The following is a 26,926-nucleotide window of genomic DNA, read 5'->3' as shown; positions in this document are numbered from 1 at the left end:
AGACGCCCCCGGCCCCGGGCCGGGGGCGTCTCGCGCGACAGGCCCTAGGGAAGCTGGGCCCGTACCAGCGTCCGCAACCGTGTGGTCCGCGGCTTCGCCGGTACCTCCGCGACCGCGCGCGGCAGCGCCGCGTCCGCGCCGTGCACGACGGACAGATGCCGCTCCCCGCGCCCGAACGCCGAGTACACCCAGGGCCGGCTCAACGCCTGCGTCGCGTCGCCGGGCAGCACCACGACGGCCGCCGGCCAGCGCAGCCCCACGGCCTGGTGCCCGGTGACCGCCCAGCCGTGCCGCACGGCCCGCTCCACCTGCTCCTTCGGAACGAGGACGGGCTCACCGGCGCACTCCAGGCGCAGCCCCTGCGCGTCGGCGCCCAGCACCCGCCCCGGCCGGACCCGGCCGGGCGCCGGGACGTACACCACGCGGTCCCCGGGGTCGAAGCCCCCGAACTGTCCGGGGCCCGGGTTCAGCCGCTCCTTCAGCGCCGCGTTCAACGCCCGCGTCCCGGCCGCGCCGCCGTGCCCCGGCGTGATCACCTGGGTCTCCTCGGCCGGTACGCCGATGGCCCGCGGCACCGAGTCGGCGACGAGCTGCACGGTGCGGTGGATGGCCTCGGGCGCGTCCCGCACCGGCACGATGACGACTTCCTTGCCCGGTGCCTCCACCTGGTTCAGCTCGCCGATGCCGATGCCGGAGACCAGCTCGCCGATGGGCCCGAGGTCCGGGGTGCGGGAGGAGACGCGGGGGCAGATCTCCGCCGCCAGGAGGTCGGCGAAGACCCGGCCGGGGCCCGCCGACCAGAGGGTGCCGGGGTCTCCGCTGAGCAGCAGGCAGGCGCCGTCGGGGAGCGACTCGACGAGCATCGCGGCGTCGTCCACGTCCAGTTGCGGGGCGTCCAGGACGACGAGGAGGTCGACGGCGATCGCCCCGTCCGCGTCCCGCCCCGGGCCCTCCGTCCGCGCGAGCAGCCCCGCGACCGTCGCCGTGGCACCCTCGGGGGCCTCCGCGCCGAGCTGCCGCGCGGCCCTGCGCCGTCCGTCCGTGCTGTGCGCGGCGACACAGACCCGCAGCCCGAGCCGGGCGGCGACCTCCGCCACGGCGACCGGCTCCGCGCGGGCGGCCTCGCCACCTGTGTGCAGGACGAGCCGGTGCGCGGCGACGGCGCGGATCAGCTCGGCCGCGGTGCCCTTCGCGGCGACGGCGGCGTCCTCCCAGTCCCCCGCGGCCGGGCCGTCCTCCTTGGCCCCGGAGTTGACCAGCCGCGCGAGGCCGTCGGCAAGACTCTCCTCGGCGAGCGCGGTCCGCTCCAGCCCGACCAGCACCCGGACCGGCCGCTCCGCCTCGGCCTCCTCCTCGCCCTCGGCGGCCACGGGCGCGGGGGCGTCGTCGAGGGCGTCCTGGAAGAGCAGTACATCGCCCTCCGCGACGGCGTCCTGCACCGCGGCGTCCGGCTCCGGCACCCCGCGCTTGCCGAGCGCCTCGACGAGGACGGGCAGGTCCAGAGCGGTGTGCCCGGCCAGTGCGGCCTGTTCGAGCAGCCAGAGCGTGACGGCCCGGCCGCGCCGCTCGTCGTCCGGAGCGCACTCCGCGCCGAGCAGCGCCCGCGCGAATCCGTCGGCCTGCTCGGGCCTCACGCCGCTCAGGCGCAGCAACTGCCAGGGGTCCGCGCGGAGCCGGTCGCCCGCGTCCTCGCCCAGCGCCCGGGCGGCGGGCACGGCGAGGGCTTCGGGCGCCCCGCCCTCGGCGAGCACGGCCCGTACCGCGTCGACCGTCCCGGCGTCGGGTCCCGCGTCGACGGCCGGAGCGACCGGTACCTGCCTGCGCGCGGGCTCCTGCGTCACGACCCGGCGCGGGGCGCGCTCGGGCTCCGCGAACACGGCGACGGGCTTCTCCCCGCTCTCCACGGCGCGTACGGCGGCCAGCAGGTCGGCGGCCGTCCCGCTCAGCTTGGTCCCGGCGGCGACCGGCCCCTCCTTGGCGGCCTTGCGCTCCGCGATCCGCTCCCGAAGGGCCCGCTGGGCGGCGAGCTCCGCCTCGGCCTCGGACAACTGCGCCGCGGCCTCGGTGCCCTCGGCGCTGTCGGCCGCCTCGGTCCCGGTACCTTCGACGCTCTCCGTGCCCTCAGCGCTCTCCGTGTCCTCTGCGCCTTCTGCGCCCTCAGCGCCCTCAGCGCCTTCGATGGCGGCGAGCGGCTCGTCCGGCCCGGCGTCGGGGCGCGCCCCTGACTCGTTCTCCGCGGCGGCGGACTCCGTACTCACAACGTGCTCCAGTCCTGATCGGGATAGCGGTGCACGGGCGCCGACACGTCGTCGAGCGCCTGGCAGATCTCGTCAGGAAGACTAAGGGCCTCCACTGACAACGCCGCGGTGAGCTGCTGCACGTTGCGCGCGCCGACGATCGGCGCGGCCACCCCGGGCCGGTCCCGCACCCAGGCGAGGGCGACCTGCAACGGTGTCACCGCGAGCCCGTCGGCGGCTATCGCCACCGCGTCCACGATGTGCCCGGCCGCCTCGTCCAGGTACGGCGCGACGAACGGCGCCATGTGGTCGGAGCCGCCCCGCGAGTCGGTGGGGGTGCCCGAGCGGTACTTGCCGGTGAGCACACCGCGGCCCAGCGGCGAGGACGGCAGCAGCCCGATGCCCAGATCGAGCGCGGCGGGCAGCACCTCGCGCTCCACCCCGCGCTGCAACAGCGAGTACTCCATCTGCGTACTGGCGAGACGCGTGCGCACACCCGGCGCCGCGAGCTGCCACGTGCCCGCCTTGGCGAGCTGCCAGCCGCAGAAGTTCGAGACGCCCGCATAGCGCGCGCGGCCACTGCTGACGGCGATGTCGAGGGCCTGGAGCGTCTCGTCGAGGGGCGTCTCGGTGTCGTAGGCGTGGATCTGCCACAGGTCGACGTAGTCCGTGCCGAGGCGGCCCAGCGAGGCGTCGAGGGCGGAGAGCAGGTGGCCGCGTGAGCCGTCGAAGCGCCGGTCCGGGTCGGGCACGCTGCCCGCCTTCGTGGAGATGACCAGCTCCCGGCGCGGCACGAGACCTTCGACGAGCCGCCCGAGCAGGTACTCGGACTCGCCGTCCCCGTACACGTCGGCCGTGTCGACGAGGGTGCCGCCCGCTTCCCAGAAGGCCTTCAACAGGTCGGCGGCGTCGTGCTCGTCGGTGTCCCGGCCCCAGGTGAGGGTGCCGAGCCCGATGCGGGACACGCGCAGGCCGGTGCGGCCGAGATGCCTCTGCTCCATGGGCGCTGAGATTACTGGCCGAAGGTCAGGATGGGGGACCCTGTGGATGACTCGCGCCGGGCCCGCCGCGCTAGGGTGCCCGGCAAGGCACGTTACCGATGGGTAAGCCAGTGGATCCGCACGGCGATTAAGGGGATGTGGTCAATGAAGCTCGGCATCAATCTCGGGTACTGGGGCGCGGGCATGGACGCGGACAACCTGGCCGTCGCCAAGGAGGCCGACAAGCTCGGCTACGCGGTGTGCTGGGCCGCCGAGGCGTACGGCTCGGACGCCGCCACCGTCCTCGCCTACGTCGCGGCGCAGACCGAGCGCATCGACGTCGGCTCGGCCATCTTCCAGATCCCCGCCCGCCAGCCCACGATGACGGCGATGACGGCCTCCACCCTCGACTCGCTCTCCGGTGGCCGCTTCCGCCTCGGTCTCGGCGTCTCGGGGCCGCAGGTCTCCGAGGGCTGGTACGGCGTCAAGTTCGACAAGCCGCTGGCGCGCACGCGCGAGTACGTCGAGATCGTCCGCAAGGCGATGAGCCGCGAGCGGGTCTCCTACGAGGGCGCCCACTGGACGCTGCCGCTTCCCGACGGCCCCGGCAAGCCGCTCAAGCTGACCCTGCACCCGCAGCGCGAGCACATCCCGCTCTACATCGCCGCGATCGGCCCGAAGAACCTGGAGCAGACCGGCGAGATCGCCGACGGCGCCCTGCTGATCTTCCCGTCGGCCGAGCACCTGGAGGAGACCACCATCGCGCCCCTGCGCGCGGGCCGCGAGAAGGCCGGGAAGACGATGGAGGGCTTCGACGTCTGTCCGACGCTGCCGCTCGCGGTGGGCGCCGACAAGGACGTCACCGCGCTCGCCGACTTCTTCCGCCCCTACACGGCCCTCTACGTGGGCGGCATGGGCAGCCCCAAGCAGAACTTCTACAACCGGCTCGCGCAGCGCATGGGCTACGAGAAGGAGGCCGCCGAGATCCAGGAGAAGTACCTCGGCGGCGACAAGGACGGCGCCGCGGCGGCCATCCCGCACCAGCTCATCGACTCCACGACGTTGCTGGGCTCCGTGGACCGGATCGCCGACCGGATGCGGGCCTACGCCGCCGCGGGTGTCACCACGCTGACGATCAACCCGGCCGGATTCACGCTCGACGAGCGGGTGGCCGCGCTGCGCGCCGGTACCGAGGCGCTGGAGCGGGCCGGGCTGGCGTGACGCGGGCCTGAGAGACGATTCCGCGGCCGTGGTGGGGGCTCGGGGGGTCTTCCCCGCCACGGCCGTCACGGAGCACAACGCGCCGCCGCGCCCACGGTTACGCACCTTCGCCCGGCGCCCCGCCGTCCTCCGTTCGGCCGAGTCCCCGCCCACAGCTGTTGCCCCTTTCCGCGGTCCGCATTTGACTCGTCTTTTGCGAGCGGAACACCGGATGCGGTGCGCGGGCACGGAGGGACCACCATGCTGTCGGCCAAGAGCTTGTTCCAGGAGATCCTCGACGACGACGAGGCGTTCCGCCTGTTCTGCTCCATCGCGGCCAGCGGCGAGGCGCAGGGCGGCTGGGAGAACGGGCGGATCGCCGCGCTGCTCCCCGAGAGCGAACGCGCCCTCGCGCCCAAGGTGGCCCGGCACGGCGCCGACGAGGACAAGCACGGCCGCATCTTCCGCGCCCTGCTGAAGAAGCGCGGTCTGCGGCCGGTTCCCGTACCGCCCGAGGCCGACTACACGATGCTCCTGGAGCGGCGCGGCATCGGGCTCGCCCACGCGCGGCTCACCGGCGACGAGCCGCTCTCCGTGCGGGACGTCGTCACCTACCTGGCGCACAGCCGCGTCACCGAGCAGCGCGCCTCCGAACAGATGGAGCTGCTGCGCAAACACTTCGCCGACCACCCCGACCTCGGCCGCGCGGTGAAGATGATCTCGCAGGACGAGGACAACCACCTCGCCTACTGCCACGAGGAACTGCTCCGCTTCGCGCGCGCGGGCCACGGCCGCACCATCCAGCGCACCCTGCGCGAGTGCGCGCTCGCCGAGATCGCCGTCCACCGGGACGTCAGCCTCGCCGTCATGGACCACATGGGCCGCGTCCTGGAGTGGCCGAGGACGAAGTCGGCCCTGCTCACCGCCGGGATCCACGCCCTGTACGCCTACGAACGGGCCGGCGGCTGGCGGCGCATGGTGTCCCTGACGATGCCGCGCCGCCGCGACGCCCTCGGCGGCCCGGCGACCACCGCGGTGGAGTTCGCCTGACCCGCGCCGCTACAACCAGCCGCGCCGCTTGAACATCCGGTACAGGACGACCTCCAGGACGACCATCAGCACGATCACCGCCGGGTACGCCCACACCCAGTGCAGCTCGGGCATGTGGTCGAAGTTCATGCCGTAGATGCCCGCGATCATGGTGGGGACCGCGGCCATCGCCGCCCACGCCGAGATCTTCCGCATGTCGTCGTTCTGCCGCACGCTCATCTGCGCCAGGTGCGCGGAAAGGATGTCCGACACCAGCCGGTCCAGGCTGTCGACGGACTCGTTGACCCGCGTCAGATGATCGTTGACGTCGCGGAAGAACGGCTTCGCGCCCTCGTTCACGAACGGCACCTTCGCGAGCCCCCAGGGGCCCACACCGGAGAGCCGGTCGAGGGGCAGCGCCAGCGGTCCCGTGGCGCGCCGGAACTCCAGGACCTGCCGCTTGAAGGTGTAGATCCGTGACGCGGTGTCCCGCGAACCTCCGCCGTCGGGGGAGAAGACGTCCGCCTCCAGCTCCTCCAGGTCGGTCTGGAGCTCGTTGGCGACCTCCAGATAGTGGTCCACCGTGGCGTCCGCGACCGAGTACAGGACCGCCGTCGGCCCCTGCTTGAGCACCTCCGGATCGGCCTCCAGCCGCTGCCGTACGGCCTTCAGGGGGGCGCCCTCGCCATGGCGCACCGTCACCACGAACGAGTCGCCCAGGAACAGCATCAGCTCGCCCGTGGACACCTTGTCGCTCTGCGGCTCGTACACGACCGGCTTGAGCACCACGAAGAGCGAGTCGTCGTAGACCTCCAGCTTGGGTCGCTGGTGCGCCTTCAGGGCATCCTCGACGGCCAGCGGATGCAGCCGGAACTCCTGCGTGACCTGCTCGAACTCCTCCTCGGTCGCCTCGTGCAGACCGATCCACACGAACGCGTCACCGGTCGCCCGCGCCGCGTCGAGCGCGTCGGAGAAGTCCGAGGGGCCCTCGGTCCGGCGCCCCTCCCGGTAGATGGCACAGTCGACGATCATGAGGCGCATTCTCCCCAGGGGGCGAGGGGGCCGCATTCCCGCGTGGCCCTAGGCTGGCCCGCATGCCCACGCTGATCCTCGTCCGGCACGGACGCTCCACCGCCAACACCGCGGGCCTGCTCGCCGGGTGGACCCCCGGCGTGGCCCTCGACGAGCGCGGCGCCGCCCAGGCCGCCGCCCTGCCCGAGCGGCTGAAGGACCTGCCCCTCGCGCACATCGTCACCAGCCCGCTCCAGCGCTGCCGGGAGACCCTCGCGCCGCTCGTCGCCGCGCGGCCCGACGTGGCCGTCAGCACCGAGGAACGCATCGGCGAGTGCGACTACGGGGACTGGTCGGGCCGCAAGCTCGCCGAACTCACCGACGAGCCGCTCATGCAGGTCGTGCAGCAGCACCCGACCGCCGCCGCGTTCCCGGGTGGGGAGTCGATGCGGCAGATGCAGCACCGGGCCGCCGAAGCGGTGCGTGAGTGGAACGCGCGCGTGGAGCGCGAACACGGCGGGGACGCCGTCTATCTGATGTGCTCGCACGGCGACATCATCAAGTCGCTCGTGGCGGACGCCCTCGGGCTGCATCTGGACCTCTTTCAGCGGATCTCTGTAGAGCCGTGTTCCATCACAGCGATCCGTTACACACGGCTGCGCCCGTTTCTCGTACGCCTCGGTGACACCGGTGACTTCGCGTCCCTGGCGCCGCGCGAGGAGCCCACGGAGCCGGACGCACCCGTCGGGGGCGGCGCGGGCGCACCGTGATCGTCGGCCGCAGTAGGCTGAGGCTGCCGTCAACACGGTCCGGTCAGGTCGCCCGCGGCCGGACCCAGCCAGTCGTTCCCCCGATCCCATGGAGACAGGACGTGTCCCGTCAGGTGTTCCTCTACGACCCACCGGAGCGCTTCGTGGCCGGTACGGTCGGGCTCCCCGGGCGCCGCACCTTCTTTTTGCAGGCCTCGGCAGGAACCCGGGTCACCAGCGTGGCGCTGGAGAAGACCCAGGTGGCCGCGCTCGCCGAGCGCATGGAGGAGCTGCTCGACGAGGTCGTGCGGCGCAGCGGAGGCAACGCGCCGGTGCCCGCCGTGGTGCCGAGCGAGATCTCCGACACCGCGCCCCTGGAGGCGCCCGTCGACGAGGAGTTCCGCGTCGGCACCATGGCGCTCGCCTGGGACGGCGACGAGCAGCGCATGATCGTCGAGGCGCAGGCCCTCGTCGAGGTGGACGCCGACTCCGAAGAAGACCTGGCCGAAGCCGAGGAAAGGCTTCTTCAGGACGACGAGAACGGCCCGCCCATGCTCCGGGTCCGCCTCACCGGCGCCCAGGCCCGCGCCTTCGCCAAGCGGGCCCTGGACGTGGTGAACGCGGGCCGTCCGCCGTGCCCGCTGTGCAGCCTGCCGCTCGACCCGGAGGGACACGTATGTCCGCGCCAGAACGGATACCGGCGCGGCGCGTGAGCGACCGGGACATCGAGCTCCTCACCCGCGGGGAGCTGCGCGTACTGGGACAGATCCGCGACGCCTCGAACGCCGTCCTGCTCTGTGCCGTCACGTACGAGGACCGCGAGGACCGCTGCGTCTACAAGCCGGTGCGCGGCGAGCGGCCCCTGTGGGACTTCCCCGACGGGACGCTCGCCCAGCGCGAGGTCGCCGCGTACGAGGTCTCCGAAGCGCTCGGCTGGGGCCTCGTGCCGCCGACCGTGCTGCGCGAGGGCCCGTACGGCGAGGGCATGTGCCAGCTCTGGATCGACGCCCCCGCGGAGGACGCCGAGGAGACCGAGGGGGCGGCGGGCGACAGGCTGCTGGCCCTGGTCGACGCCGAGGAGCCGGCCGAGGGCTGGAAGGCCATCGGGTTCGCCGAGGTCGAGGAGGGACGCACGGCGCTGCTCGTGCACGCCGACGACGCGCGCCTTCGCCGGCTCGCCGTGCTCGACGCGGTGATCAACAACGGCGACCGCAAGGGCGGACATCTCCTCGTCGACGCCGAGGGGCGGCTCTACGGCATCGATCACGGGGTCACCTTCAACGTCGAGGACAAGCTGCGCACCCTGCTGTGGGGCTGGGCGGGGGAGCCGCTGACCGACGAGGCGACCGCGGCCCTGGAGGCGCTGCGCGAGCGCCTCGGGGCGGGCGAGCCGCTGGCCGTCCGGCTCGGCGAGCTGATCACCGAAGCCGAGCTGGAGGCCGTACGCGAACGGGTGGCGGCCCTGCTGAAGACCGGCCGGCACCGCGAGCCGAGCGGCGAGTGGCCCGCGATCCCGTGGCCGCCCATCTGATCTGCGGCCGGGGGGACCCCCGCGCCCGGAGGGCGGCCCGGCGGCGTCTGGTGCGTGCCAGGCGTCGCCGGGCAGGCGGGAGTTGGAGACAGGCCCTAGCCTCGAAGGCATGACCAGGAAGCTGATCGTCGAGGACCGGATCGACCGCCCCGCGGGGGAGGTGTTCCGGGCGATCGTCACTCCCGACGGCCTGTCCAGCTTCTTCACGACGGAGGCATCGGCCGCGATGGTCCCCGGCGCGACGGTGACCTGGCGTTTCGGTCATGCCGACGCGGCCTTCGACGTCACGGTCGGCGAGATCGAGACGGATCGGCTCATCTCCTGGACCTGGCCCGGCGCCCAGGTCACGATCGCACTCGCCGACGAGGACGGGGCCACACGGCTGACCATCACCGAGCAGCCGATGGGCGACGGGATCGAGGGCGCGGCCCGGGCGGTGGGCCAGACACAGGGCTGGACGTACTTCGTGTGCGGGCTGCGCGCCCACCTGATCCACGGCCTACGCCACTTCGGGCTGTCGGACGCGATCCGCGCCACCGTCGTCGCCTAGCCCCTGCCGCATGGACGCGCAAGAGGGCCTCCTCGGCCAGTGGAGCCGGTCCGGTTCGTATGCGGAAGCACCGTCCGGTTACGCTCAAGGCATGCATGCCTGGCCCGCTTCTGAGGTCCCCGTCCTGCCCGGCAAGGGCCGCGACCTTCGGATCCACGACACCGCGACCGATGGGCTCGTCTCCCTCGACCCCGGTCCCGTCGCCCGTATCTACGTCTGCGGCATCACGCCGTACGACGCGACCCATATGGGTCACGCGGCGACCTACAACGCGTTCGACCTCGTGCAACGCGTGTGGCTCGACACCAAGCGGCAGGTCCACTACGTCCAGAACGTGACGGACGTCGACGACCCGCTCCTGGAGCGGGCCGTGCGCGACGGCATCGACTGGGCCGGCCTCGCCGAGCGTGAGACCGCCCTGTTCCGTGAGGACATGACCGCCCTGCGAATGCTGCCGCCGCGGCACTATGTCGGCGCCGTCGAGGCGATACCCGGCATCGTGCCGCTCGTCGAGCGACTGCGCGACATCGGTGCCGCCTACGAGCTCGAGGGCGACATCTACTTCTCCGTCGAGGCCGACCCCCACTTCGGCTCCGTGTCCCACCTCGACGCCGAGGCGATGCGGCTGCTGTCCGCCGAGCGCGGCGGCGACCCGGACCGCCCGGGCAAGAAGAACCCGCTCGACCCGATGCTGTGGATGGCCGCGCGCGACGGCGAGCCGAGCTGGGACGGCGGCTCGCTGGGCCAGGGGCGCCCCGGCTGGCACATCGAGTGTGTCGCCATCGCCCTCGACCACCTCGGCATGGGCTTCGACGTCCAGGGCGGCGGCTCGGACCTGGCCTTCCCGCACCACGAGATGGGCGCCTCGCACGCGCAGGCGCTGACCGGCGAGTTCCCGATGGCCAAGGCGTACGTGCACGCCGGGATGGTCGCGCTCGACGGCGAGAAGATGTCCAAGTCCAAGGGCAACCTGGTCTTCGTCTCGGCGCTGCGGCGCGACGGCGTCGACCCGGCCGCGATCCGCCTCGCGCTCCTCGCCCACCACTACCGGTCCGACTGGGAGTGGACGGACCAGGTCCTCAGCGACGCGGTGGCCCGGCTCGGCCGGTGGCGGGCGGCGGTGTCGCGGCCCGACGGCCCGTCGGCGCAGGCGCTCGTCGAGGAGATCCGCGCGGCCCTGTCGAACGACCTCGACGCCCCCGCGGCGCTGGCCGCCGTCGACCGCTGGGCCGAGGCGCAGGCCGCCGAGGGCGGCACCGACGAAGGGGCGCCCGGTGTGGTGTCCCGCGCCGTCGACGCGCTGCTGGGAGTCGCACTGTAGGTCAACCCGACCTGTCCGTACGTCGTCACGACAGCCCCTCCGGCGCTCGCCGGAGGGGCTGTCCCGTGCTGGGCCGCCCTCTAGGCAGATGCTCGTTTCTGCGCTAAACACTGCTCATGCAATCATCATTGAGCACGCTCAGACGTCTCAGAACAGTGATCGCTGTCGCGCTGCTCGGGCTCGCCGCCGCCTTCGCCGGGCCGGGGCAGGCGCGGGCCGAGGAGGGCGGCACCGTGGGAGCCGTCACCGGATTCCGCTCCGACGGGTCTTCCCGCTACACCTTCGAGGCCGGCGACGCCGAGGCCCGCGTCAGTTTCGTCTCCGCCGAGACCTTCCGCATCGAGCTGGCGCCGGACGGGAAGTTCACCGATCCGGCCGGCGACGACATCGTCCTGCCGCAGGGCCGCCCGCCCGCCACCCGCTGGCAGGACAAGGGAGACCGGTACGAGCTGAGCAGCAGCCGGGTCACCCTGCGCGCCTACAAGTCACCGCTGCGCTTCGCCCTCTTCCGGCACGACGGCACCCGCGTGTGGGCCGAGAGTGCGCCGCTGCGCTGGACCGCCGACAGCACGACGCAGACCCTCGACCGCGGCGCCGACGAGCAGTTCTACGGCGGCGGCATGCAGAACGGGCGCGGCAACACCTCACTGCGCGGGCAGACCGTCGAGGCCGAGGTCGACTACGACTGGGACGACGGCGGCCACCCCAACTCCGTGCCGTTCTACCTCTCCACGGCCGGGTACGGCGTCTTCCGGAACACCTTCGCGCCGGGCACGTACACCTTCGGCGAACCCGTGACGGCCGCCGCGAAGGAGCGCCGCTTCGACGCCTACTACTTCGCGGGCAGCGGCTCCGACCGGGCCAAGGACGTCATCGGGCAGTACACGAAGCTGACCGGCAAGCCCTTCCTGCCGCCGATCTACGGCCTGGAGATCGGTGACGCGGACTGCTACCTGCACAACGCCAACCGGGGCGAGCGCCACACCCTCGACGCCCTGCAGGTCTCCGAGCAGTACGTGAAGAACGACATGCCGCTCGGCTGGATGCTCGTCAACGACGGCTACGGATGCGGCTACGAGGACCTGGCCGAGACCGCGCAGGGGCTGCGGGCGAACAAGACCCAGCTCGGCCTGTGGACCGAGGACGGCATCGACAGAATCGCCGATCAGGTCAAGGCCGGGCAGCGCGTCGCCAAACTCGATGTGGCCTGGGTCGGTGAGGGCTACAAGTTCGCCCTCGACGGCTGCAAGGCCGCCTACCGGGGCATCGAGGACAACTCCGAAGCGCGCGGCTTCACCTGGGCCCCCGAGAGCTGGTCGGGCGCGCAGCGCTGCGGGGTCCAGTGGTCGGGCGACCAGTCCGGCTCCTGGGACTACATCCGCTGGCAGATACCCACGTACGCCGGAGCCACGATGTCCGGGCTCGCCTACACGACGGGCGACGTGGACGGCATCTTCGGCGGCAGCCCCAAGACGTACGTACGCGACCTCCAGTGGAAGTCGCTGCTGCCGGTGACCATGACGATGGACGGCTGGGCGGCCAGCGACAAGCAGCCGTTCCGGCAGGGCGAGCCGTACACCGGCATCAACCGGAAGTACCTCAAGCTGCACGAGTCCCTGCTGCCCTACCTCTACGCGTACGCGCACGAGGCGACCAAGACGGGGGTGGGGGCCGTGCGGCCGCTCGCGCTCGAATACCCCGACGACCCGAAGGCCGCGACGGACGCCGCCAAGTACGAGTTCCTGACCGGTGAGGACCTGCTCGTCGCGCCCGTCTACCAGGACAGGTCCGAGCGCGACGGAATCTACCTCCCCAAGGGCACCTGGACCGACTACTGGACCGGCCGCGTCCACCGGGGCCCGGTCACGCTCGACGGGTACGACGCCCCGCTCGACACGCTCCCGCTGTTCGTGAAGGGCGGCGCCGCCGTGCCGATGTGGCCCGGCATCCGCTCGTACGCCGACCGCACCGCCGACGCGCCGCTGGCCTGGGACATCTACCCGCAGGGCGCGTCCTCCTTCGAGCTGTACGAGGACGACGGCGTGACGCGCGCCCACCGCGAGGGCGCCTACGCGACCCAGCGCGCCGAGGTCGACGCGCCCCCGTCCGGCGCCGGGGACGTACGCGTGCGGATCGGGGCGAGCAAGGGCACCTTCACCGGGAAGCAGAGTGCGCGGCCCTACTCCTTCACCGTGCACACCGCCGACGCGCCGAGCCAGGTCCGGCTCGACGGGCGGAGACTGACCCCGGCCGCGTCCAGGAGCGCGTACGACAAGGCCGCGAGCGGCTGGTTCTACGACCGGGACGACCGGGGCGGCGTCGTGCTCGTGAAGACCGGGAAGCAGTCGACCCGGCACGCCTTCACGCTCGACCTGCGCGACACCGCCGCCGTGGGCGGGGCCGTGCCGGGCGCCGCCGCCGCGGTGAGCGCCCCGGCGGGCCAGGAGGTCGGCGCGGGCGCCGACGGAAAGATCGCCGTCGACGTCACCGCCGGGACCCAGGACGCCACGGACGTCTCCGTGGCGCTCGCGGCGCCCGACGGCTGGCGGGCCGGTGACGCCGTGACCGTCGACCGCGTCCCGGCCGGCACCACCCGGCGCGTCGAACTCGCCGTCACCCCGGCCGGGGAGGCGCGCCCCGGGGAGCAGGCGCTCACGGCGTCGGTCCGCTACCGCGCCGCCGGTCAACAGCGCACGGCACAGGGGCACTTCGGGGTCTCCGTGATGCCGCCGCCACCCGCCGCGGACGCCTGGGCGAGCGATCTGCCCTGGCTGACCTCGACCAACGGGTACGGGCCCGCCGAACGCGACCGCAGCAACGGCGAGTCCGGTGCCGCCGACGGGCACCCCCTGACCCTCGCCGGACAGACGTACGCCAAGGGCATCGGCGTCCACGCCGACTCCGACATCGAGCTCTACCTCGGGGGCCGGTGCACCAGGCTGACCGCCGACGCCGGGATCGACGACGAGATCAACGGGTACGGGGAGGTCGCCTTCTCCGTCGAGGCCGACGGCACGGTCCTGTGGACCTCGCCGAAGGTGACCGGCGCCTCGGCGGCCGTACCGGTGGACGTGGACGTGTCCGGCGCACGGCACGTCCGGCTCAAGGTGACCGACACGAACGGCTCCAAGTCCGGGGACCACGGGGACTGGGCAGCCGCGAAGTTCGCCTGCGCGAGCGGGGGGTGACGCGAGGAGGTCGTCAGCCCGTGACCACCAGGCCGACGACCTCGTCGTCCGAGAACCAGACACGGACATCGGGCCGTCCCTGGGCGAAGGCGGCGTACACCGCCTGGCGGATCTCGGGGGACGGGTCGGTCAGGTTGCGCCAGTCCCCCGCCACGAACAGGCGGATACGCGGCGGGAGTTCGGGCGGATACGGCATCAGCTCGTCCCAGTACCGCTCCGCCCGGCCCGAACCGACCGTCGACGGCAGTACATGAAGGGCCGCCGCCCGCAGGTCGGGCCGGTCGCCGATCCGCTCCACCGCGGCGGCCCTGCCGGGCGCGTCCCGCTGCGGCGAGCCGGTCGCCCGCAGCACCTCACGCGCCCGCTGCGACGTCATCGGGCGCCGCCCTCCCGCCTTGAGCATGCCCTGGAGACACGCGAGCGCCCCGGCGACCGTCGCGGCGGCGGACGACGTGCCGGAGAACGTGTCCGTGTACCAGGCGCGCTCCTCGTCACCGCCCCGGAGGTCGCCGGGCCGGTCCCAGGAGCCGCCGGTGGTGGTGACCTCGCGGCCCCAGCACTGGGCGTCGAGGCGCGCGCCGTGGTTGGAGAAGGCGAGCCGGGAGCGGTCCGGGCCGTGATCGCGGCCGTGCGTGCCCGGGGGTGGCGCCCCGGCGCCCACGAGCACCGCGCCGCAGGACCGGTTCGCCGGGTCGAACGGGTTGTGCCACCACGACGGGAACGCGTCCGGGCGCCGCCCGTACACCGCGTCGTCGAGCGACTCGGCGCCGTTGCCCGCCGCGCAGACGACCACGACACCCCGTGCCGTCGCGTGCGCGATCGCCGCGAAGTCGTCAGGCCACCACTCCAGCGCGACGCAGCCGCGCTGGTCCTCGCGCGCCGCGAAGTCGAACCGCGGACCCGGCCGGTGCAGTCCGACGAGGACGATGTCGCCGGGGGAGAGGTGGCCGGCCGCCGCGTGGATCGCCGCGGCCGTGCCCACGCCGTGGAGCGACGCCACCGCCCGCGCGGCCTCCGGTGCGATGCCGGTGATCCCGTGCTCGCCCCGGTCGCCGCCGAGCACCCCGAGAACGGCGGTGCCGTGGTTGCGCCAGGCCACGTCCTCGACCGGCGCGCCGACGACGAGGCCGGCCGGTCTCGCCGCCAGGTTCTCGTGCCCGAGCTGCCAGGCGCCTCCCACGTCGACGACGGTGACGCCCTCCCCGCTCCCGCCGAGCCGCTGTCGCGCCCAGTGTGCGTCGACGCCCTGCGGCGCGGGGCCCAAGTAGCCCTGCCGGGCGGTGAGGTCGGGGATCGGGGCCGGCTTGCCCGGGACGCGCCGCGCCTGCCCGAACTCCTCCGAGAGCGCGGCGGCGGGCACCGCGCCCGGCTTCACGTACGCCGTGTCGATGCCGGGCAGCGCCGCGATCCGGGCCCGCAACTCCGCGAGGCGGCCCGCGCCGCCGCGCACCCGGTGGAACAGGGCCAGGTCGGGCAGGTCCGCCCCGGCCGCGCCGCGCGGCCCTTCCCCCGCTCCGAACAGCGGCTCCAGGGCGAGCTGTTCCTCGTCCAGGAACGTGGCCAGGGCCGACACGTCCACGCCCGCCGCCGAGCCCACCCCGTCCGGCCGGGCGCGCGGCAGGGCCTCCGGGCGGGCCAGCACGACCAGTTCCTCCTGCGCCCCGCGATAGCCGAACCCGGCGCCGTCCGGCCCCGGCCCGTCCGGGCCCCGTACCGGTTCCCCGTGCTGATCGGTCATCGCCCCACAGCTCCCCTCGCCCCGCCCGGTCGTACGGGTCCGCCTGTGCCGCGCTCGTCGGGGCCACCCTGCTACGGCCGTGCCCGGCCGTCCAGACCGCGCGGTACGACGAGGGCGGGCGCCCGCGGCACCGGTTCACCCGGCACCGCGGACGCCCGCCCGCTGCTGCTGTGCGCCCTGCTCCGCGCCCTACTCCTCGCCGTCGTCGCTCTCCGGGCGCGGCGGCTTCGGCGGGCGGGTGCGGCCACTCGGATTGTCCCGGAGGTAGGACGAACCGTCCCCGCCGTCCGTCGCGTGCCCGCCCGGCGAAGCCCCCGGGTCGCGGCGGCGCAGATAGCGCTCGAACTCGCGGGCGATGGCCTCGCCGGTCGCCTCGGGCAGCTCCGCCGTGTCCCGCGCCTCCTCCAGGCTCTGGACGTACTCGGCGACCTCGCTGTCCTCCGCCGCCAACTGGTCCACGCCCACCTGCCAGGCCCGCGCGTCCTCGGGCAGCTCGCCCAGCGGGATGCGCAGGTCGATCAGGTCCTCCAGGCGGTTGAGGAGAGCCAGCGTCGCCTTCGGGTTCGGCGGCTGCGACACGTAGTGCGGCACCGCCGCCCACAGGGAGACCGCGGGCACGCCCGCATGCGTGCACGCCTCCTGGAGGATGCCGACGATGCCCGTCGGGCCCTCGTACTTGGTCTCCTCCAGATCCATGCGCGTGGCCAGGTCCGCGTCGGACGTGACACCGGAGACCGGCACGGGGCGCGTGTGCGGGGTGTCGCCGAGCAGCGCGCCCAGGATGACGACCAGCTCGACGCCCAGCTCGTGCGCGAAACCGAGGATCTCGTTGCAGAACGAACGCCAGCGCATGGACGGCTCGATGCCCCGGACGAGGACCAGGTCGCGCGGTTTCTCGCCGCCGACCCGGACCACCGAGAGCCGCGTCGTCGGCCACGTGACCTTGCGCACGCCGTCCTCCAGCCACACCGTGGGCCGGTTGACCTGGAAGTCGTAGTAGTCCTCGGCGTCCAGCGCCGCGAACACCTCGCCCTTCCACTCCTTGTCGAGATGCGCGACCGCGGTGGAGGCGGCGTCACCGGCATCGTTCCAGCCCTCGAACGCGGCCACCATGACCGGGTCGACCAGCTCGGGAACCCCCTCGAGCTCGATCACCCAGCGCCTCCTTCCGACGTTCCCTCACGTACCTGCCCACCTTACGGCGTCCGCGGGGGTCCTCCGCAGCCCCCGGAACCGGTGGCTGCCGGATCACTGCCCCGGGACGGAGGATCGCACTCCACCTGGCGCGGGCCCCTTCGTCACAGCGCCGAACGCAGCCACTGCTCCACGCTCGCGATGTGCACCGTCGCCCACGACCTGGCGGCCTCCGCGTCACGGTCGCGCAGCGCCGCGAGGATCGCGCGGTGCTCGCGCAGCGTGCGGCCGACCGCGTCCTCCTGGGTGAGGCCGCGCCAGACACGGGCCCGGGTGGTCGGCCCCGACAGGCCGTCGAGCAGGGAACACAGGACCGAGTTGCCGGCCGCCTCGACGATGCCGCGGTGGAAGTCGAGGTCCGCGGCGACCAGCTCCTCCACCGACGGCTCCGCGCCCAGGGCGTCGAGCCGCGCCGTCAGCTCGTCGAGCCGCTCGTCGGTGATCAGGGCGGCGGCCGTCGCCGTCGCCGCGGGCTCCAGGATGCGGCGCACGGCGAGGAATTCGAGGACCGTGTCGTCGCGGTGGAAGTCGACCACGAAACTCAGCGCCTCCAGCAGGAGCTGCGGATCGAGGCTCGTGACGTACGTGCCGTCGCCCTGGCGCACGTCCAGGATGCGGATGAGCGACAGCGCGCGTACCGCCTCGCGCAGGGAGTTGCGGGACAGGCCGAGTTCCGCGGCGAGTTCGCTCTCCTTGGGGAGCCGGTCACCGGGGCGCAGGGCACCCGAGACGATCATGCCCTTGATCTTCTCGATGGCCTCGTCGGTGACGGCCATGCCAGCCCCCTCTGCTCCTCCACGGAGAGCCCGATACCTCCGATGTCCCGGACCATTATGTGGCCGTGGAGGAGGGGGCCGGACTCACTCCCACAGTGAGCTGGGCGCCTCGGCGCGCACGACCGGCGCGATCTCCTCGGCGAACCGCTGCAACGTCTCGATCTGCTCGTTCGTCCCCTGTCCGAAGGTGTCGACGGTGACCGACTGGAGGTCGTGCCGGTACACCTCGTGGTACCCGAGGATCTTGTCGATGATCTGCTGCGGCGAGCCGATGAGCTGGGGCCCGTCCGCGATGGCGTCCTCGATGCGGCGGAACGGCGTGTTGTACCCGGCCTTCCCGGCCAGATGCGGCTTGAAGGACTGGGCGACCTTCGCCTCGTACAGCTTCTTGTACCGGGCGACGGCCTGCTCGTGCGTGTCCGCGATCAGCAGCCCGCCCGAGCCCGCCGCCACGTGCGCCCGCGCCGGGTCGTGGCCGTACGCCTCGAACCGCTCCCGGTAGTGGTCGATGAGCTTCGCGTACGCCGCCCGGGGCTGGATCGCGTTCGCCGTGAACAGCGGATCGCCGTGCCTGGCCGCCAGCTCGGGGGAGTTGAGGGAGGTCGCCGAGCCGTGCCAGATGCGGGGGAGACCCGCGTACGGGCGCGGCACCGTCGTCACCCCCTTCAGGGCCGGGCGGAACTCGCCCTCCCAGTCGACGCCCTCCTCCGTCCACAGCCGGCGCAGCAGCTCGTACTTCTCCCGCTGGAGATCCCACTGGCGTGCCTCGTCGAGGCCGAACAGCTCGAAGTGGCCCGCCTCCGCACCCTTGCCGATCACCAACTCGACCCGCCCTCGCGAGAGTTGGTCGAGTGTCGCGTAGTCCTCGGCGACCCGTACCGGGTCGAGGATCGCGACGACCGTGACCCCGGTGAGCAGCTTGATCCGCGTCGTGCGCGCCGCGAGCGCGCCGAGCACCACGGTCGGGCTCGACGACAGGAACGCGCCCGCGTGCCGCTCGCCGACCGCGTACGCGTCGTAGCCGAGCCGCTCCGCCGCCGCGCCGACCTCGACGACCTGCGCCAACCGCTCGGCGGCGGAGGGCAGTTCGCCCGTGAGCGGGTGCGGTGCGTGGCCGATGATGGACAGGACCTGGAACTTCATGGTGTCCCCTCGTTCACTGTGCCCGCGCGGGACCGAGCCGGCCGCGCGGTGTTCGGGTCCGGCACGTGCTGAACGGCGCTGCCCTTCGGGTCACAGCAGCCCCCACTCCCGCGCCAGCAGCTCGTAGGACCGCACCCGGTCGGTGTGGTCGTGCGTGATCGTCGTCACCAGCAACTCGTCCGCTCCGGTGGCCCGTCGCAGCACCGCCAGGCGTTCCGCGACCGTCCGCGCGGAGCCCACGAACTGGGTGTCGACCCGGTCGGCCACCAACTCCCGGTCCTCGTCGGTCCACCGGTGCCGGCGCGCCTCCTCGGGCGTCGGGTAGGCGATGGCGCCCTCGCCGCTGCGGATGGACCGCACCCACGGCGCGTACCCGGCGGCCAGCTCCCGCGCCGTCGCGTCGTCCTCGCCCACGACCACGTCCGCCGAGACCACGACGTAGGGCTCGGCCAGCACCGGCGACGGCTTGAACGCGGCGCGGTACGCCGCCACCGCCTCCAGTACCGTCCCCGGGCTGACGTGGTAGTTCGCCGCGAACGGCAGCCCCCGCTCCCCGGCGAGCTCCGCGCTCTCGCCGCCGCTGCTGCCGAGGATCCACACCTCCACGTCGGCGCCCTCGCCGGGGACCGCCCGCGCTCCCGGTGACGTACCGGCCAGCAGATCGAACAGTTCCGCGAGCTGGTCGGCGTAGGGCGGGGTCCGCGCGCCAGGCTGCTGCAACAGCTCCGCCTGCCGTTCGAAGCGCGGCGACCGCACCAGCCTGCCGAACCCGGTGAACGGGGGCGGGACGTAGAGCCCCTCGTCCGTGAAGGTGCCCTCGCCCGGCCCCGCCTCCCCCGCGCCGGCCGCCGGTGGCGTCGCCCCGCGCGGCCGGCCCGAGCGGCCGAGCCCGAGATCGATCCGCCCGGGGAAGAAGGCGTCGAGGATCCCGAACTCCTCCACCACGGACAGCGGTGTGCGGTGCCCGAGCAGCACCGCGCCCGAGCCGACCCGGATCCGCGACGTCGCCCGCGCGACCGCCTGGATGACCAGCGCGGGCGCGGACCCGGCGACGCCGGGGTTGAGATGGTGCTCGGCGAGCCAGTAGCGCCGGTAGCCGAATTCCTCGGCGGCGCGCGCCAGCAGGACGGTCTCCCGCAGCGCGCCGGCCGCGTCGGAGCCGGAGGTCACGGGCACGAGATCGAGCACGGAGAGCGGAACCGGAGGCATACCTCCACTCTCACGCCCGGACGTTGCGGATGTATGTACGCCGTATGGCAGTGCGCCCGGACACGCGGGAGGGGCGGCTCCCGGGGGAGCCGCCCCTCACCTCGAAGCCCGGGGGCCCGTCCTACTTCTCTTCGAGAAGGGCCTGCACCTTGCCGCGCACCTCGTCCGTGGCCAGGCCCCGGATCGTCAGGGTGGTGCGGCGGCGCAGCACGTCGTCGGGGGTCTCGGCCCACTCGTGGTCGCGCGCGTAGGCGACCTGCGCCCAGATCTCCGGCGCGTCCGGGTGCACCCGCTCGCCCAGCTCCGGGTTCTCGTTGGCCAGGCGCGCGATGTCGAAGGCCAGCGAACCGTAGTGCGTCGCCAGGTGCCTCGCGGTGTCGGCGGCCATCCGCGATCCGGGCTCCGGGCTGTCCACCAGGAGGCGGTGCTCGACGGCCCGCGGGTTGGCGACACCCGGCAGCGGCAGCCGCTTCGGCAGCTCCTTGACGGGCTCGAAACCGTCGCCGAGCGGGTGCCCGGGCAGCGACTCCAGCTTCTTCATCACCGTACGGCCGATGTGCCGGAACGTCGTCCACTTGCCGCCCGCGACGGACAGCATGCCCGCCCGGCCCTCGGTGACGACCGTCTCGCGCTTGGCCTTCGAGGTGTCGCCGGGGCCGCCGGGCAGCACCCGCAGACCGGCGAACGAGTACGTGATGAGGTCCCGCTGCAACTGCTGGTCGCGTACGGAGAAGGCGGCCTCGTCCAGGATCTGGTCGACGTCCTTCTCGGTGACCGAGACGTCCGCCGGGTCGCCCTCGTACTCCTCGTCGGTCGTGCCGAGGAGCAGCATGTCCTCCCAGGGGAGGGCGAAGGTGATGCGGTACTTGTCGATCGGGGTGGCGAGCGCCGCCTTCCAGGGCGAGGTCCGCTTCAGGACCAGGTGCGCGCCCTTGGACAGGCGGATGGAGGGGGCCGCGTCCGGGTCCTCCATCGTGCGCAGGTGGTCGACCCAGGGGCCGGTCGCGTTGAGCACGAGGCGGGCGTTCACACCGAACTCGTCGCCGCTCGTACGGTCCTTCAGCTCCGCGCCCGTGACCCGGCCCTTGGTGAAGCGCAGGCCCGTGACCTCGGCGTGGTTGAGGACGACGGCACCGGCGTCGACGGCGGCGCGCACCGTCATCAGCGCCATGCGCGCGTCGTTCATCTGGTCGTCGCCGTAGACGGCCACGGCCTTCAGGTTCTCGGTCCGCAGCTCGGGCACGTCCTGCTGCGCCTTGGCGGGGGAGAGCAGGTGCCCGACCCCGTCGCCGAACGCCGACAGCGCGCTGTACGCGAAGACGCCCGCGCCCAGCTTGGCCGCGCCGTGCGGGCCGCCCTTGTAGACGGGCAGGTAGAAGGTGAGCGGGTTGGCGAGGTGCGGCGCCACGTTCCGGGAGACCGCGCGCCGCTCGAAGTGGTTCTCCGCGACGAGCTTCACCGCGCCGGTCTGGAGGTAGCGCAGACCTCCGTGGAGCAGCTTGGACGAGGCGGAGGAGGTCGCGCCGGCGAAGTCACCGGCGTCGACCAGGGCCACCCTGAGACCGGACTGCGCCGCGTGCCAGGCAGTGGAGATGCCCAGGATGCCGCCGCCGATCACCAGGAGGTCGTACGTCGCCTTGGAAAGCTGCTCGCGGGTCTCGGCGCGGCTCGGGTTGGAGCCGGCGGCCGGGTGCGTTCCGAGGGCAGGCACGGTCTGCAGGGTGGACTTACTCATGGTGGGGTGTTACTCCTCGACAGAGCTGTCTTCGAGCCAGCCCATGGACCGTTCGACGGCCTTGAGCCAGCTCTTGTACTCACGGTTGCGGACATCCGCGTCCATGCGGGGGGTCCACTCGGCGGCCCGGCGCCAGTTGGCACGCAGGTCGTCGGTGCTGGACCAGAAGCCGACGGCGAGACCGGCGGCGTAGGCGGCACCGAGGCAGGTCGTCTCGGCCACCATCGGGCGCACCACGGGGGCGTCCAGGAAGTCCGAGAGGGTCTGCATCAGCAGGTTGTTGGAGGTCATGCCGCCGTCGACCTTGAGGGCCGTGAGCTCGACGCCGGAGTCCTTCGTCATGGCGTCGCTGATCTCACGGGTCTGCCAGGCCGTGGCCTCCAGGACGGCGCGCGCGATGTGCGCCTTGGTGACGTACCGGGTCAGACCGGTGATCACACCGCGGGCGTCGGGGCGCCAGTACGGGGCGAACAGACCGGAGAAGGCCGGCACGAAGTAGGCGCCGCCGTTGTCCTCGACCGACGACGCGAGCGTCTCGATCTCGGCGGCGGACTTGATGAGGCCCATCTGGTCGCGCATCCACTGCACCAGCGAACCGGTGACCGCGATGGAGCCCTCCAGGGCGTAGACCGGCTTCTGGTCGCCGATCTGGTAGCCGACCGTGGTCAGCAGGCCGGAGTAGGAGTTGATGGCCTTGTCACCGGTGTTGATGAGCATGAAGGTGCCGGTGCCGTAGGTCGACTTGGCCTCGCCCTCGGCGAAACAGGTCTGGCCGAACAGGGCCGCCTGCTGGTCGCCGAGCGCGGACGCGACGGGGACGCCGCCCAGCAGGTCGCCGAGCTTGCCGCCGGTGACCTCGCCGTAGACCTCGGCGGAGGAGCGGATCTCGGGCAGCATGTTCGTGGGCACGCCGATGGAGGAGCAGATGCGCTCGTCCCACTCCATCTTGTGCAGGTTCATCAGCATGGTGCGCGAGGCGTTGGTCACGTCGGTGACGTGCCGGCCGCCGTCGGCGCCGCCGGTCAGGTTCCAGATGACCCAGGAGTCCATCGTGCCGAAGAGGATGTCGCCCGCCTCGGCGCGCTCGCGAAGACCCTCGACGTTGTCGAGCAGCCAGCGGGCCTTGGGCCCGGCGAAGTAGGAGGCCAGCGGCAGGCCGGTCTCGCGCCGGAAGCGGTCCTGGCCTACGTTGCGGCCGAGCTCCCGGCACAGGGCGTCGGTGCGGGTGTCCTGCCAGACGATGGCGTTGTGGACGGGCTCACCGGTGTTCTTGTCCCAGAGCAGCGTCGTCTCGCGCTGGTTGGTGATGCCGATGGCCTTGATGTCGTCGCGGGTGATGCCGGCCTTGGAGACGGCGCTGGCGACGACCTCCTGGACGTTGGCCCAGATCTCGTTCGCGTCGTGCTCGACCCAGCCCGGCTTCGGGAAGATCTGCTCGTGTTCCTTCTGGTCGACGGAGACGATGCGGCCGTCCCTGTCGAAGACGATGCAGCGGCTGGACGTGGTGCCCTGGTCGATCGCCGCGATGAAGGGTCCTGCGGTGTGTGCGTCGGTCACGGGGTGCTCCTGAAAAAGTTCTCGGTGCTCGGGCGGGGTGCTCGCGGTGCCGGGCGCCTACTTGAACGCGATGTTGTAGAGGCCACCGGCTATGGCGCCGCCGATCAGCGGTCCCGCGATCGGGATCCAGGCGTACGACCAGTCGGAACCGCCCTTGTTGGGCAGCGGCAGCAGCGCGTGCACGATGCGCGGACCGAGGTCACGGACCGGGTTGATCGCGTAGCCCGTGGGGCCGCCGAGCGAGAGACCGATGCCGACGACGACGAGTGCGGTGATCAGGGCGCCGAGGGTGCCCAGGCCGTTGCCGCCGTCGTTCAGGCCCTGCGTGAGGATCGCGAGGACCAGGACGACCGTCGCGATGATCTCCGTGATCAGGTTCTGCGCGGCGTTGCGGATCTCCGGACCCGTCGAGAAGACACCGAGCACGGGGCCCGCCTTCGGCGCGGCCTTCTGGTCGACCAGGCCCTCGTCGGCCGGCTGCGCGGCGATGATCTCCGGGTCGGTCAGGTGGGCGCGGAACTGCCCGTAGTACGTCGCCCAGACCAGCACGGCGCCGATCATGGCACCGAGGAGCTGCGAGCCCAGATAGAGCGGTACGTCGCTCCACTTGGTGCCGCCCTCGATGGCGAGGCCGATGGTGACCGCGGGGTTCAGGTGGGCGCCGGAGACGCCGCCCGCGAGGTAGGCGCCGGTCAGGACCGCGAAGCCCCAACCGAAGGCGATGGCGACCCAGCCGGCCTCGTACGCCTTCGAGCGCTTGAAAGTGACGGCGGCGCAGACGCCGCCGCCGAGCAGGATGAGCACGGCGGTACCGATGGTCTCGCCGATGAAGATGTCGGAGCTGGACACCCGCGACTCCTTTGTCCTTCGTCCAGGGGAAAACCGAACCCCGAATCCCTCCGGTGGTCCGCGCCCTCCAGTGAGGGCGGTTTCGGCCTGGCCTCGCCACACTCTAACGCGTATTGCCGTTAGGTGTTCGACAATGCCGACCGATGGACGCGAGTCTCACTCCGGGGTTACTCGATCGTCAAGGGTTCTGTTATCCAAAGCACGATCGTTATTGATAGATCCTGCTTATCGGTGACTCCGCGGTCATGGACGTGCCTCGATCGTCGCGCGGAAAGGCGGCTCCTGCACCCCGAGACGCGACAGCCCCGTCCGGAGACGGGGCGTAACGGGCGGGAGGGGCGCGGGGAGCGGACGCTCAGAAGCGGCTGGCACCCAGATCACGGGAGACGGCCCGCGCGCAGTCGCGCACGGCGGCGATCAGCTCCGGGCGCAGCGCACCCGGGTCGTCGGCCTTGCAGACCCGCTCGACCGCGCCGGTGATGCCGACCGCCCCCACCGGCATCCGGTGCCGGTCGTGGATCGGGGCCGCGACCGAGGCGACCCCCTCCCAGGTCTCCTCGACGTCCTCCGCGTACCCACGCGCGCGGGTCAGGTCGAGCACCGCCTCGAAGCCCTCCAGGGAGCCGACCGTCCGCGCCGTGAACTCCTTGAGGTCGGTCTCCATGACCTCGCTGTGCGCCACCGGGTCGTACGCCGACAACACCTTGCCCAGAGCCGTCGAGTGCAGCGGCTGCATCGCCCCGACCTCCAGGACCTGCCGGCTGTCGTCGGGCCGGAAGACGTGGTGCACGATCAGCACGCCCTGCTGGTGCAGCACGCCCAGGTACACGGCCTCCCCGCTGGAACGGGCCAGGTCGTCCGTCCACACCAGGGCGCGCGCCCGCAGCTCGTGCACGTCCAGGTAGCTGTTCCCCAGCCGCAGCAGCTCCGCGCCGAGCTGGTAGCGGCCCGAGGCCGCGTCCTGCTCGACGAAGCCCTCGGCCTGGAGCGTGCGCAGGATGCCGTGGGCCGTACCCTTGGCGAGGCCCACGGCGGAGGCGATGTCGGAGAGGCCGAGCCGCCGCTCCCCACCCGCGAGGAGCCGGAGCATCGCCGCGGCCCGTTCGAGCGACTGGATGTTGCGTGCCATCGCAGCCCCTTCCTCCCTCGGTTCCCTCACGCGACGCGGGTCGCCCAGCAACGTTCGACAATGCTGAACAGTATCGGTCGTTGCCGACCTCCTGCTAATGCGGCGTGAGCCTATATTTCGGCCCGTCACCTGTCAGGGGCCGCTCCCGGCCAGTGTGGCGACCGTGTGACGAGGTTGCGCCGACCGGCGTTCCACCCGGTGGACGCTCTGACGAGGGTGCCTTCGTCCCGGCTACCCTGGCCGGGTGCGCCTCCAGCAGTGGAGCCGCAAAGCCGACAGCCGTCGCACCTCAGGGAGCACATTCATGGCCTCGTTGCCAACGCCCGCCGCCGATGCCCGCGCCCGCGTGGACGCCCTCCGCGAAGCCCTCGCCACCCGCGTCGTGGTGGCCGACGGCGCCATGGGCACCATGTTGCAGGCGCAGGAGCCGACCCTTGAGGACTTCCAGCAGCTCGAGGGCTGCAACGAGATCCTGAACGTCACGCGCCCCGACATCGTGCGCTCCGTGCACGAGGCCTACTTCGAGGTCGGCGTCGACTGCGTGGAGACCAATACGTTCGGTGCGAACCACGCGGCGCTCGGCGAGTACGACATCGCCGACCGCGTCTTCGAACTCTCCGAGTCCGGCGCCCGCGTCGCCCGCGAGGTCGCCGACGCGTTCACCGCCTCCACCGGGCAGCAGCGCTGGGTCCTCGGCTCGATGGGCCCCGGCACCAAGCTGCCCACCCTCGGCCACGCCCCGTACACGGTCCTGCGCGACGCCTACCAGCGCAACGCGGAGGGGCTGATCGCGGGCGGCGCCGACGCGCTGCTTGTCGAGACGACCCAGGACCTCCTCCAGACGAAGGCCTCGGTCATCGGCGCCCGCCGGGCCCTGGAGGCCACCGGCACGAACCTCCCCGTCATCTGCTCGGTGACCGTCGAGACGACCGGCACCATGCTCCTCGGCTCCGAGATCGGCGCGGCGCTGACCGCCCTGGAGCCGCTGGGCATCGACATGATCGGCCTGAACTGCGCGACGGGCCCGGCCGAGATGAGCGAGCACCTGCGCTACCTCTCCCGCCACTCCCGCATCCCGATCTCGGCCATGCCCAACGCGGGCCTGCCCGTGCTGACCAAGGACGGCGCGCACTACCCGCTCTCCGCCGAGGAGTTGGCGGACGCGCAGGAGACGTTCGTGCGCGAGTACGGGTTGTCGCTGGTCGGCGGCTGCTGCGGAACGACACCCGAGCATCTGCGGCAGGTCGTGGAGCGGGTGCGCGGCGCGGAGCCCGCGCGGCGCGATCCGCGTCCGGAGCCCGGCGCGTCGTCGTTGTACCAGTCGGTGCCGTTCCGGCAGGACACGGCGTATCTGGCGATCGGTGAGCGGACGAACGCCAACGGGTCGAAGAAGTTCCGCCAGGCGATGCTGGAGGGCCGCTGGGACGACTGTGTGGAGATGGCCCGCGACCAGATCCGCGAGGGCGCGCACATGCTCGACCTGTGCGTGGACTACGTGGGCCGGGACGGTGTGGCCGACATGGAGGAGCTGGCCGGCCGGTTCGCGACCGCCTCCACCCTGCCCGTCGTGCTCGACTCCACCGAGGTCCCCGTGTTGCGGGCGGGGCTGGAGAAGCTGGGCGGACGCGCGGTCATCAACTCGGTCAACTACGAGGACGGGGACGGGCCCGAGTCGCGTTTCGCGAAGGTCACGCAGTTGGCGCGCGAGCATGGGGCGGCGCTGATCGCGCTGACCATCGACGAGGAGGGCCAGGCCCGCACGGTCGAGCACAAGGTCGCCATCGCCGAGCGCCTGATCGC

At 72.6% G+C, this 26,926-nt stretch carries 21 protein-coding genes; 9 read left to right on the top strand and 12 right to left on the bottom strand.

The annotated features are described in order from the left end of the window. Window positions 1-44: 44 nt before the first annotated feature. On the bottom strand, window positions 45-2,258 hold the full coding sequence (locus ACIRF8_RS32475; RefSeq protein WP_404220742.1) for a helix-hairpin-helix domain-containing protein: 2,214 nt from the start codon (window positions 2,256-2,258) through the stop codon (window positions 45-47). Next, window positions 2,255-3,238: an aldo/keto reductase gene (locus ACIRF8_RS32470; protein WP_404220740.1), complete on the bottom strand. Its 984-nt coding sequence runs from the start codon at window positions 3,236-3,238 to the stop codon at window positions 2,255-2,257. The genes ACIRF8_RS32475 and ACIRF8_RS32470 overlap by 4 nt, the downstream gene beginning before the upstream one ends. 144 nt (window positions 3,239-3,382) lie before the next feature. On the opposite strand from ACIRF8_RS32470, the gene ACIRF8_RS32465 reads away from it, so the two are divergent. After that, window positions 3,383-4,438, top strand: coding sequence for an LLM class F420-dependent oxidoreductase (locus ACIRF8_RS32465; protein ID WP_404220737.1), 1,056 nt, complete (start codon window positions 3,383-3,385; stop codon window positions 4,436-4,438). A gap of 240 nt (window positions 4,439-4,678) precedes the next feature. After that, window positions 4,679-5,467, top strand: a complete 789-nt coding sequence (locus ACIRF8_RS32460; protein ID WP_404220734.1) for a ferritin-like domain-containing protein — start codon at window positions 4,679-4,681, stop codon at window positions 5,465-5,467. A gap of 9 nt (window positions 5,468-5,476) precedes the next feature. On the opposite strand, the gene corA is transcribed toward ACIRF8_RS32460, so the two are convergent. Further along, on the bottom strand, window positions 5,477-6,478 hold the full coding sequence (corA, locus tag ACIRF8_RS32455; protein WP_404220732.1) for a magnesium/cobalt transporter CorA: 1,002 nt from the start codon (window positions 6,476-6,478) through the stop codon (window positions 5,477-5,479). A gap of 62 nt (window positions 6,479-6,540) precedes the next feature. On the opposite strand from corA, the gene ACIRF8_RS32450 reads away from it, so the two are divergent. The 6 genes from ACIRF8_RS32450 to ACIRF8_RS32425 all read left to right on the top strand — a co-directional run bounded on the left by ACIRF8_RS32450 (window position 6,541) and on the right by ACIRF8_RS32425 (window position 13,796). Continuing rightward, window positions 6,541-7,227: a histidine phosphatase family protein gene (locus ACIRF8_RS32450; protein ID WP_404220730.1), complete on the top strand. Its 687-nt coding sequence runs from the start codon at window positions 6,541-6,543 to the stop codon at window positions 7,225-7,227. Between the two features lie 101 nt (window positions 7,228-7,328). After that, on the top strand, window positions 7,329-7,919 hold the full coding sequence (locus ACIRF8_RS32445) for a DUF3090 domain-containing protein (RefSeq protein WP_404220728.1): 591 nt from the start codon (window positions 7,329-7,331) through the stop codon (window positions 7,917-7,919). After that, window positions 7,883-8,737 (top strand): SCO1664 family protein, encoded by an 855-nt coding sequence (locus tag ACIRF8_RS32440; protein ID WP_404220726.1) that lies wholly within the window; start codon window positions 7,883-7,885, stop codon window positions 8,735-8,737. The genes ACIRF8_RS32445 and ACIRF8_RS32440 overlap by 37 nt, the downstream gene beginning before the upstream one ends. A gap of 109 nt (window positions 8,738-8,846) precedes the next feature. Continuing rightward, window positions 8,847-9,287 carry an SRPBCC domain-containing protein gene (locus tag ACIRF8_RS32435; RefSeq protein WP_404220724.1) on the top strand — a complete coding sequence of 147 codons (441 nt, stop codon included), beginning with the start codon at window positions 8,847-8,849 and terminating at the stop codon, window positions 9,285-9,287. A 91-nt stretch (window positions 9,288-9,378) separates the two neighbouring features. Continuing rightward, the gene (gene mshC / locus ACIRF8_RS32430) at window positions 9,379-10,608 is read left to right on the top strand and encodes a cysteine--1-D-myo-inosityl 2-amino-2-deoxy-alpha-D-glucopyranoside ligase (RefSeq protein WP_404220721.1); all 1,230 of its coding nucleotides are present in this window, start codon (window positions 9,379-9,381) and stop codon (window positions 10,606-10,608) included. Window positions 10,609-10,724: 116 nt separating this feature from the next. Further along, window positions 10,725-13,796 carry an NPCBM/NEW2 domain-containing protein gene (locus ACIRF8_RS32425; protein ID WP_404220719.1) on the top strand — a complete coding sequence of 1,024 codons (3,072 nt, stop codon included), beginning with the start codon at window positions 10,725-10,727 and terminating at the stop codon, window positions 13,794-13,796. A gap of 13 nt (window positions 13,797-13,809) precedes the next feature. On the opposite strand, the gene ACIRF8_RS32420 is transcribed toward ACIRF8_RS32425, so the two are convergent. The 9 genes from ACIRF8_RS32420 to ACIRF8_RS32380 form a co-directional block, all read right to left on the bottom strand. Further along, entirely contained in the window at window positions 13,810-15,534 is a 1,725-nt protein-coding gene (locus tag ACIRF8_RS32420; protein WP_404220717.1) for a S8 family serine peptidase, read from the bottom strand. 189 nt (window positions 15,535-15,723) lie between these two features. Beyond that, on the bottom strand, window positions 15,724-16,689 hold the full coding sequence (locus ACIRF8_RS32415; protein ID WP_404220715.1) for a PAC2 family protein: 966 nt from the start codon (window positions 16,687-16,689) through the stop codon (window positions 15,724-15,726). 143 nt (window positions 16,690-16,832) lie between these two features. Continuing rightward, window positions 16,833-17,504 (bottom strand): FadR/GntR family transcriptional regulator, encoded by a 672-nt coding sequence (locus ACIRF8_RS32410; protein ID WP_404220713.1) that lies wholly within the window; start codon window positions 17,502-17,504, stop codon window positions 16,833-16,835. Window positions 17,505-17,588: 84 nt separating this feature from the next. Further along, window positions 17,589-18,647: an LLM class flavin-dependent oxidoreductase gene (locus ACIRF8_RS32405; RefSeq protein ID WP_404220711.1), complete on the bottom strand. Its 1,059-nt coding sequence runs from the start codon at window positions 18,645-18,647 to the stop codon at window positions 17,589-17,591. A gap of 90 nt (window positions 18,648-18,737) precedes the next feature. Next, window positions 18,738-19,856, bottom strand: a complete 1,119-nt coding sequence (locus ACIRF8_RS32400; protein WP_404220709.1) for an LLM class flavin-dependent oxidoreductase — start codon at window positions 19,854-19,856, stop codon at window positions 18,738-18,740. Between the two features lie 121 nt (window positions 19,857-19,977). Beyond that, window positions 19,978-21,591, bottom strand: coding sequence for an FAD-dependent oxidoreductase (locus ACIRF8_RS32395; RefSeq protein ID WP_404220707.1), 1,614 nt, complete (start codon window positions 21,589-21,591; stop codon window positions 19,978-19,980). Between the two features lie 9 nt (window positions 21,592-21,600). Then, window positions 21,601-23,148 carry a glycerol kinase GlpK gene (gene glpK, locus ACIRF8_RS32390; protein WP_404220705.1) on the bottom strand — a complete coding sequence of 516 codons (1,548 nt, stop codon included), beginning with the start codon at window positions 23,146-23,148 and terminating at the stop codon, window positions 21,601-21,603. A gap of 57 nt (window positions 23,149-23,205) precedes the next feature. Further along, window positions 23,206-23,997: an MIP/aquaporin family protein gene (locus tag ACIRF8_RS32385; protein WP_404220703.1), complete on the bottom strand. Its 792-nt coding sequence runs from the start codon at window positions 23,995-23,997 to the stop codon at window positions 23,206-23,208. Window positions 23,998-24,352: 355 nt separating this feature from the next. Beyond that, a complete protein-coding gene (locus ACIRF8_RS32380; protein ID WP_404220701.1) occupies window positions 24,353-25,126 on the bottom strand; it encodes an IclR family transcriptional regulator in 774 nt (257 codons plus the stop codon). Window positions 25,127-25,430: 304 nt separating this feature from the next. Between ACIRF8_RS32380 and ACIRF8_RS32375 the strand changes: the two genes are divergently transcribed. Further along, a partial coding sequence (locus tag ACIRF8_RS32375) for a homocysteine S-methyltransferase family protein (protein WP_404220699.1) occupies window positions 25,431-26,926 on the top strand: 1,496 nt, incomplete at its 3' end.

This window comes from Streptomyces sp. NPDC102406 (assembly GCF_044765725.1).
Lineage (GTDB): Bacteria > Actinomycetota > Actinomycetes > Streptomycetales > Streptomycetaceae > Streptomyces.
This window is presented reverse-complemented; position numbering and strand designations above follow the sequence as displayed.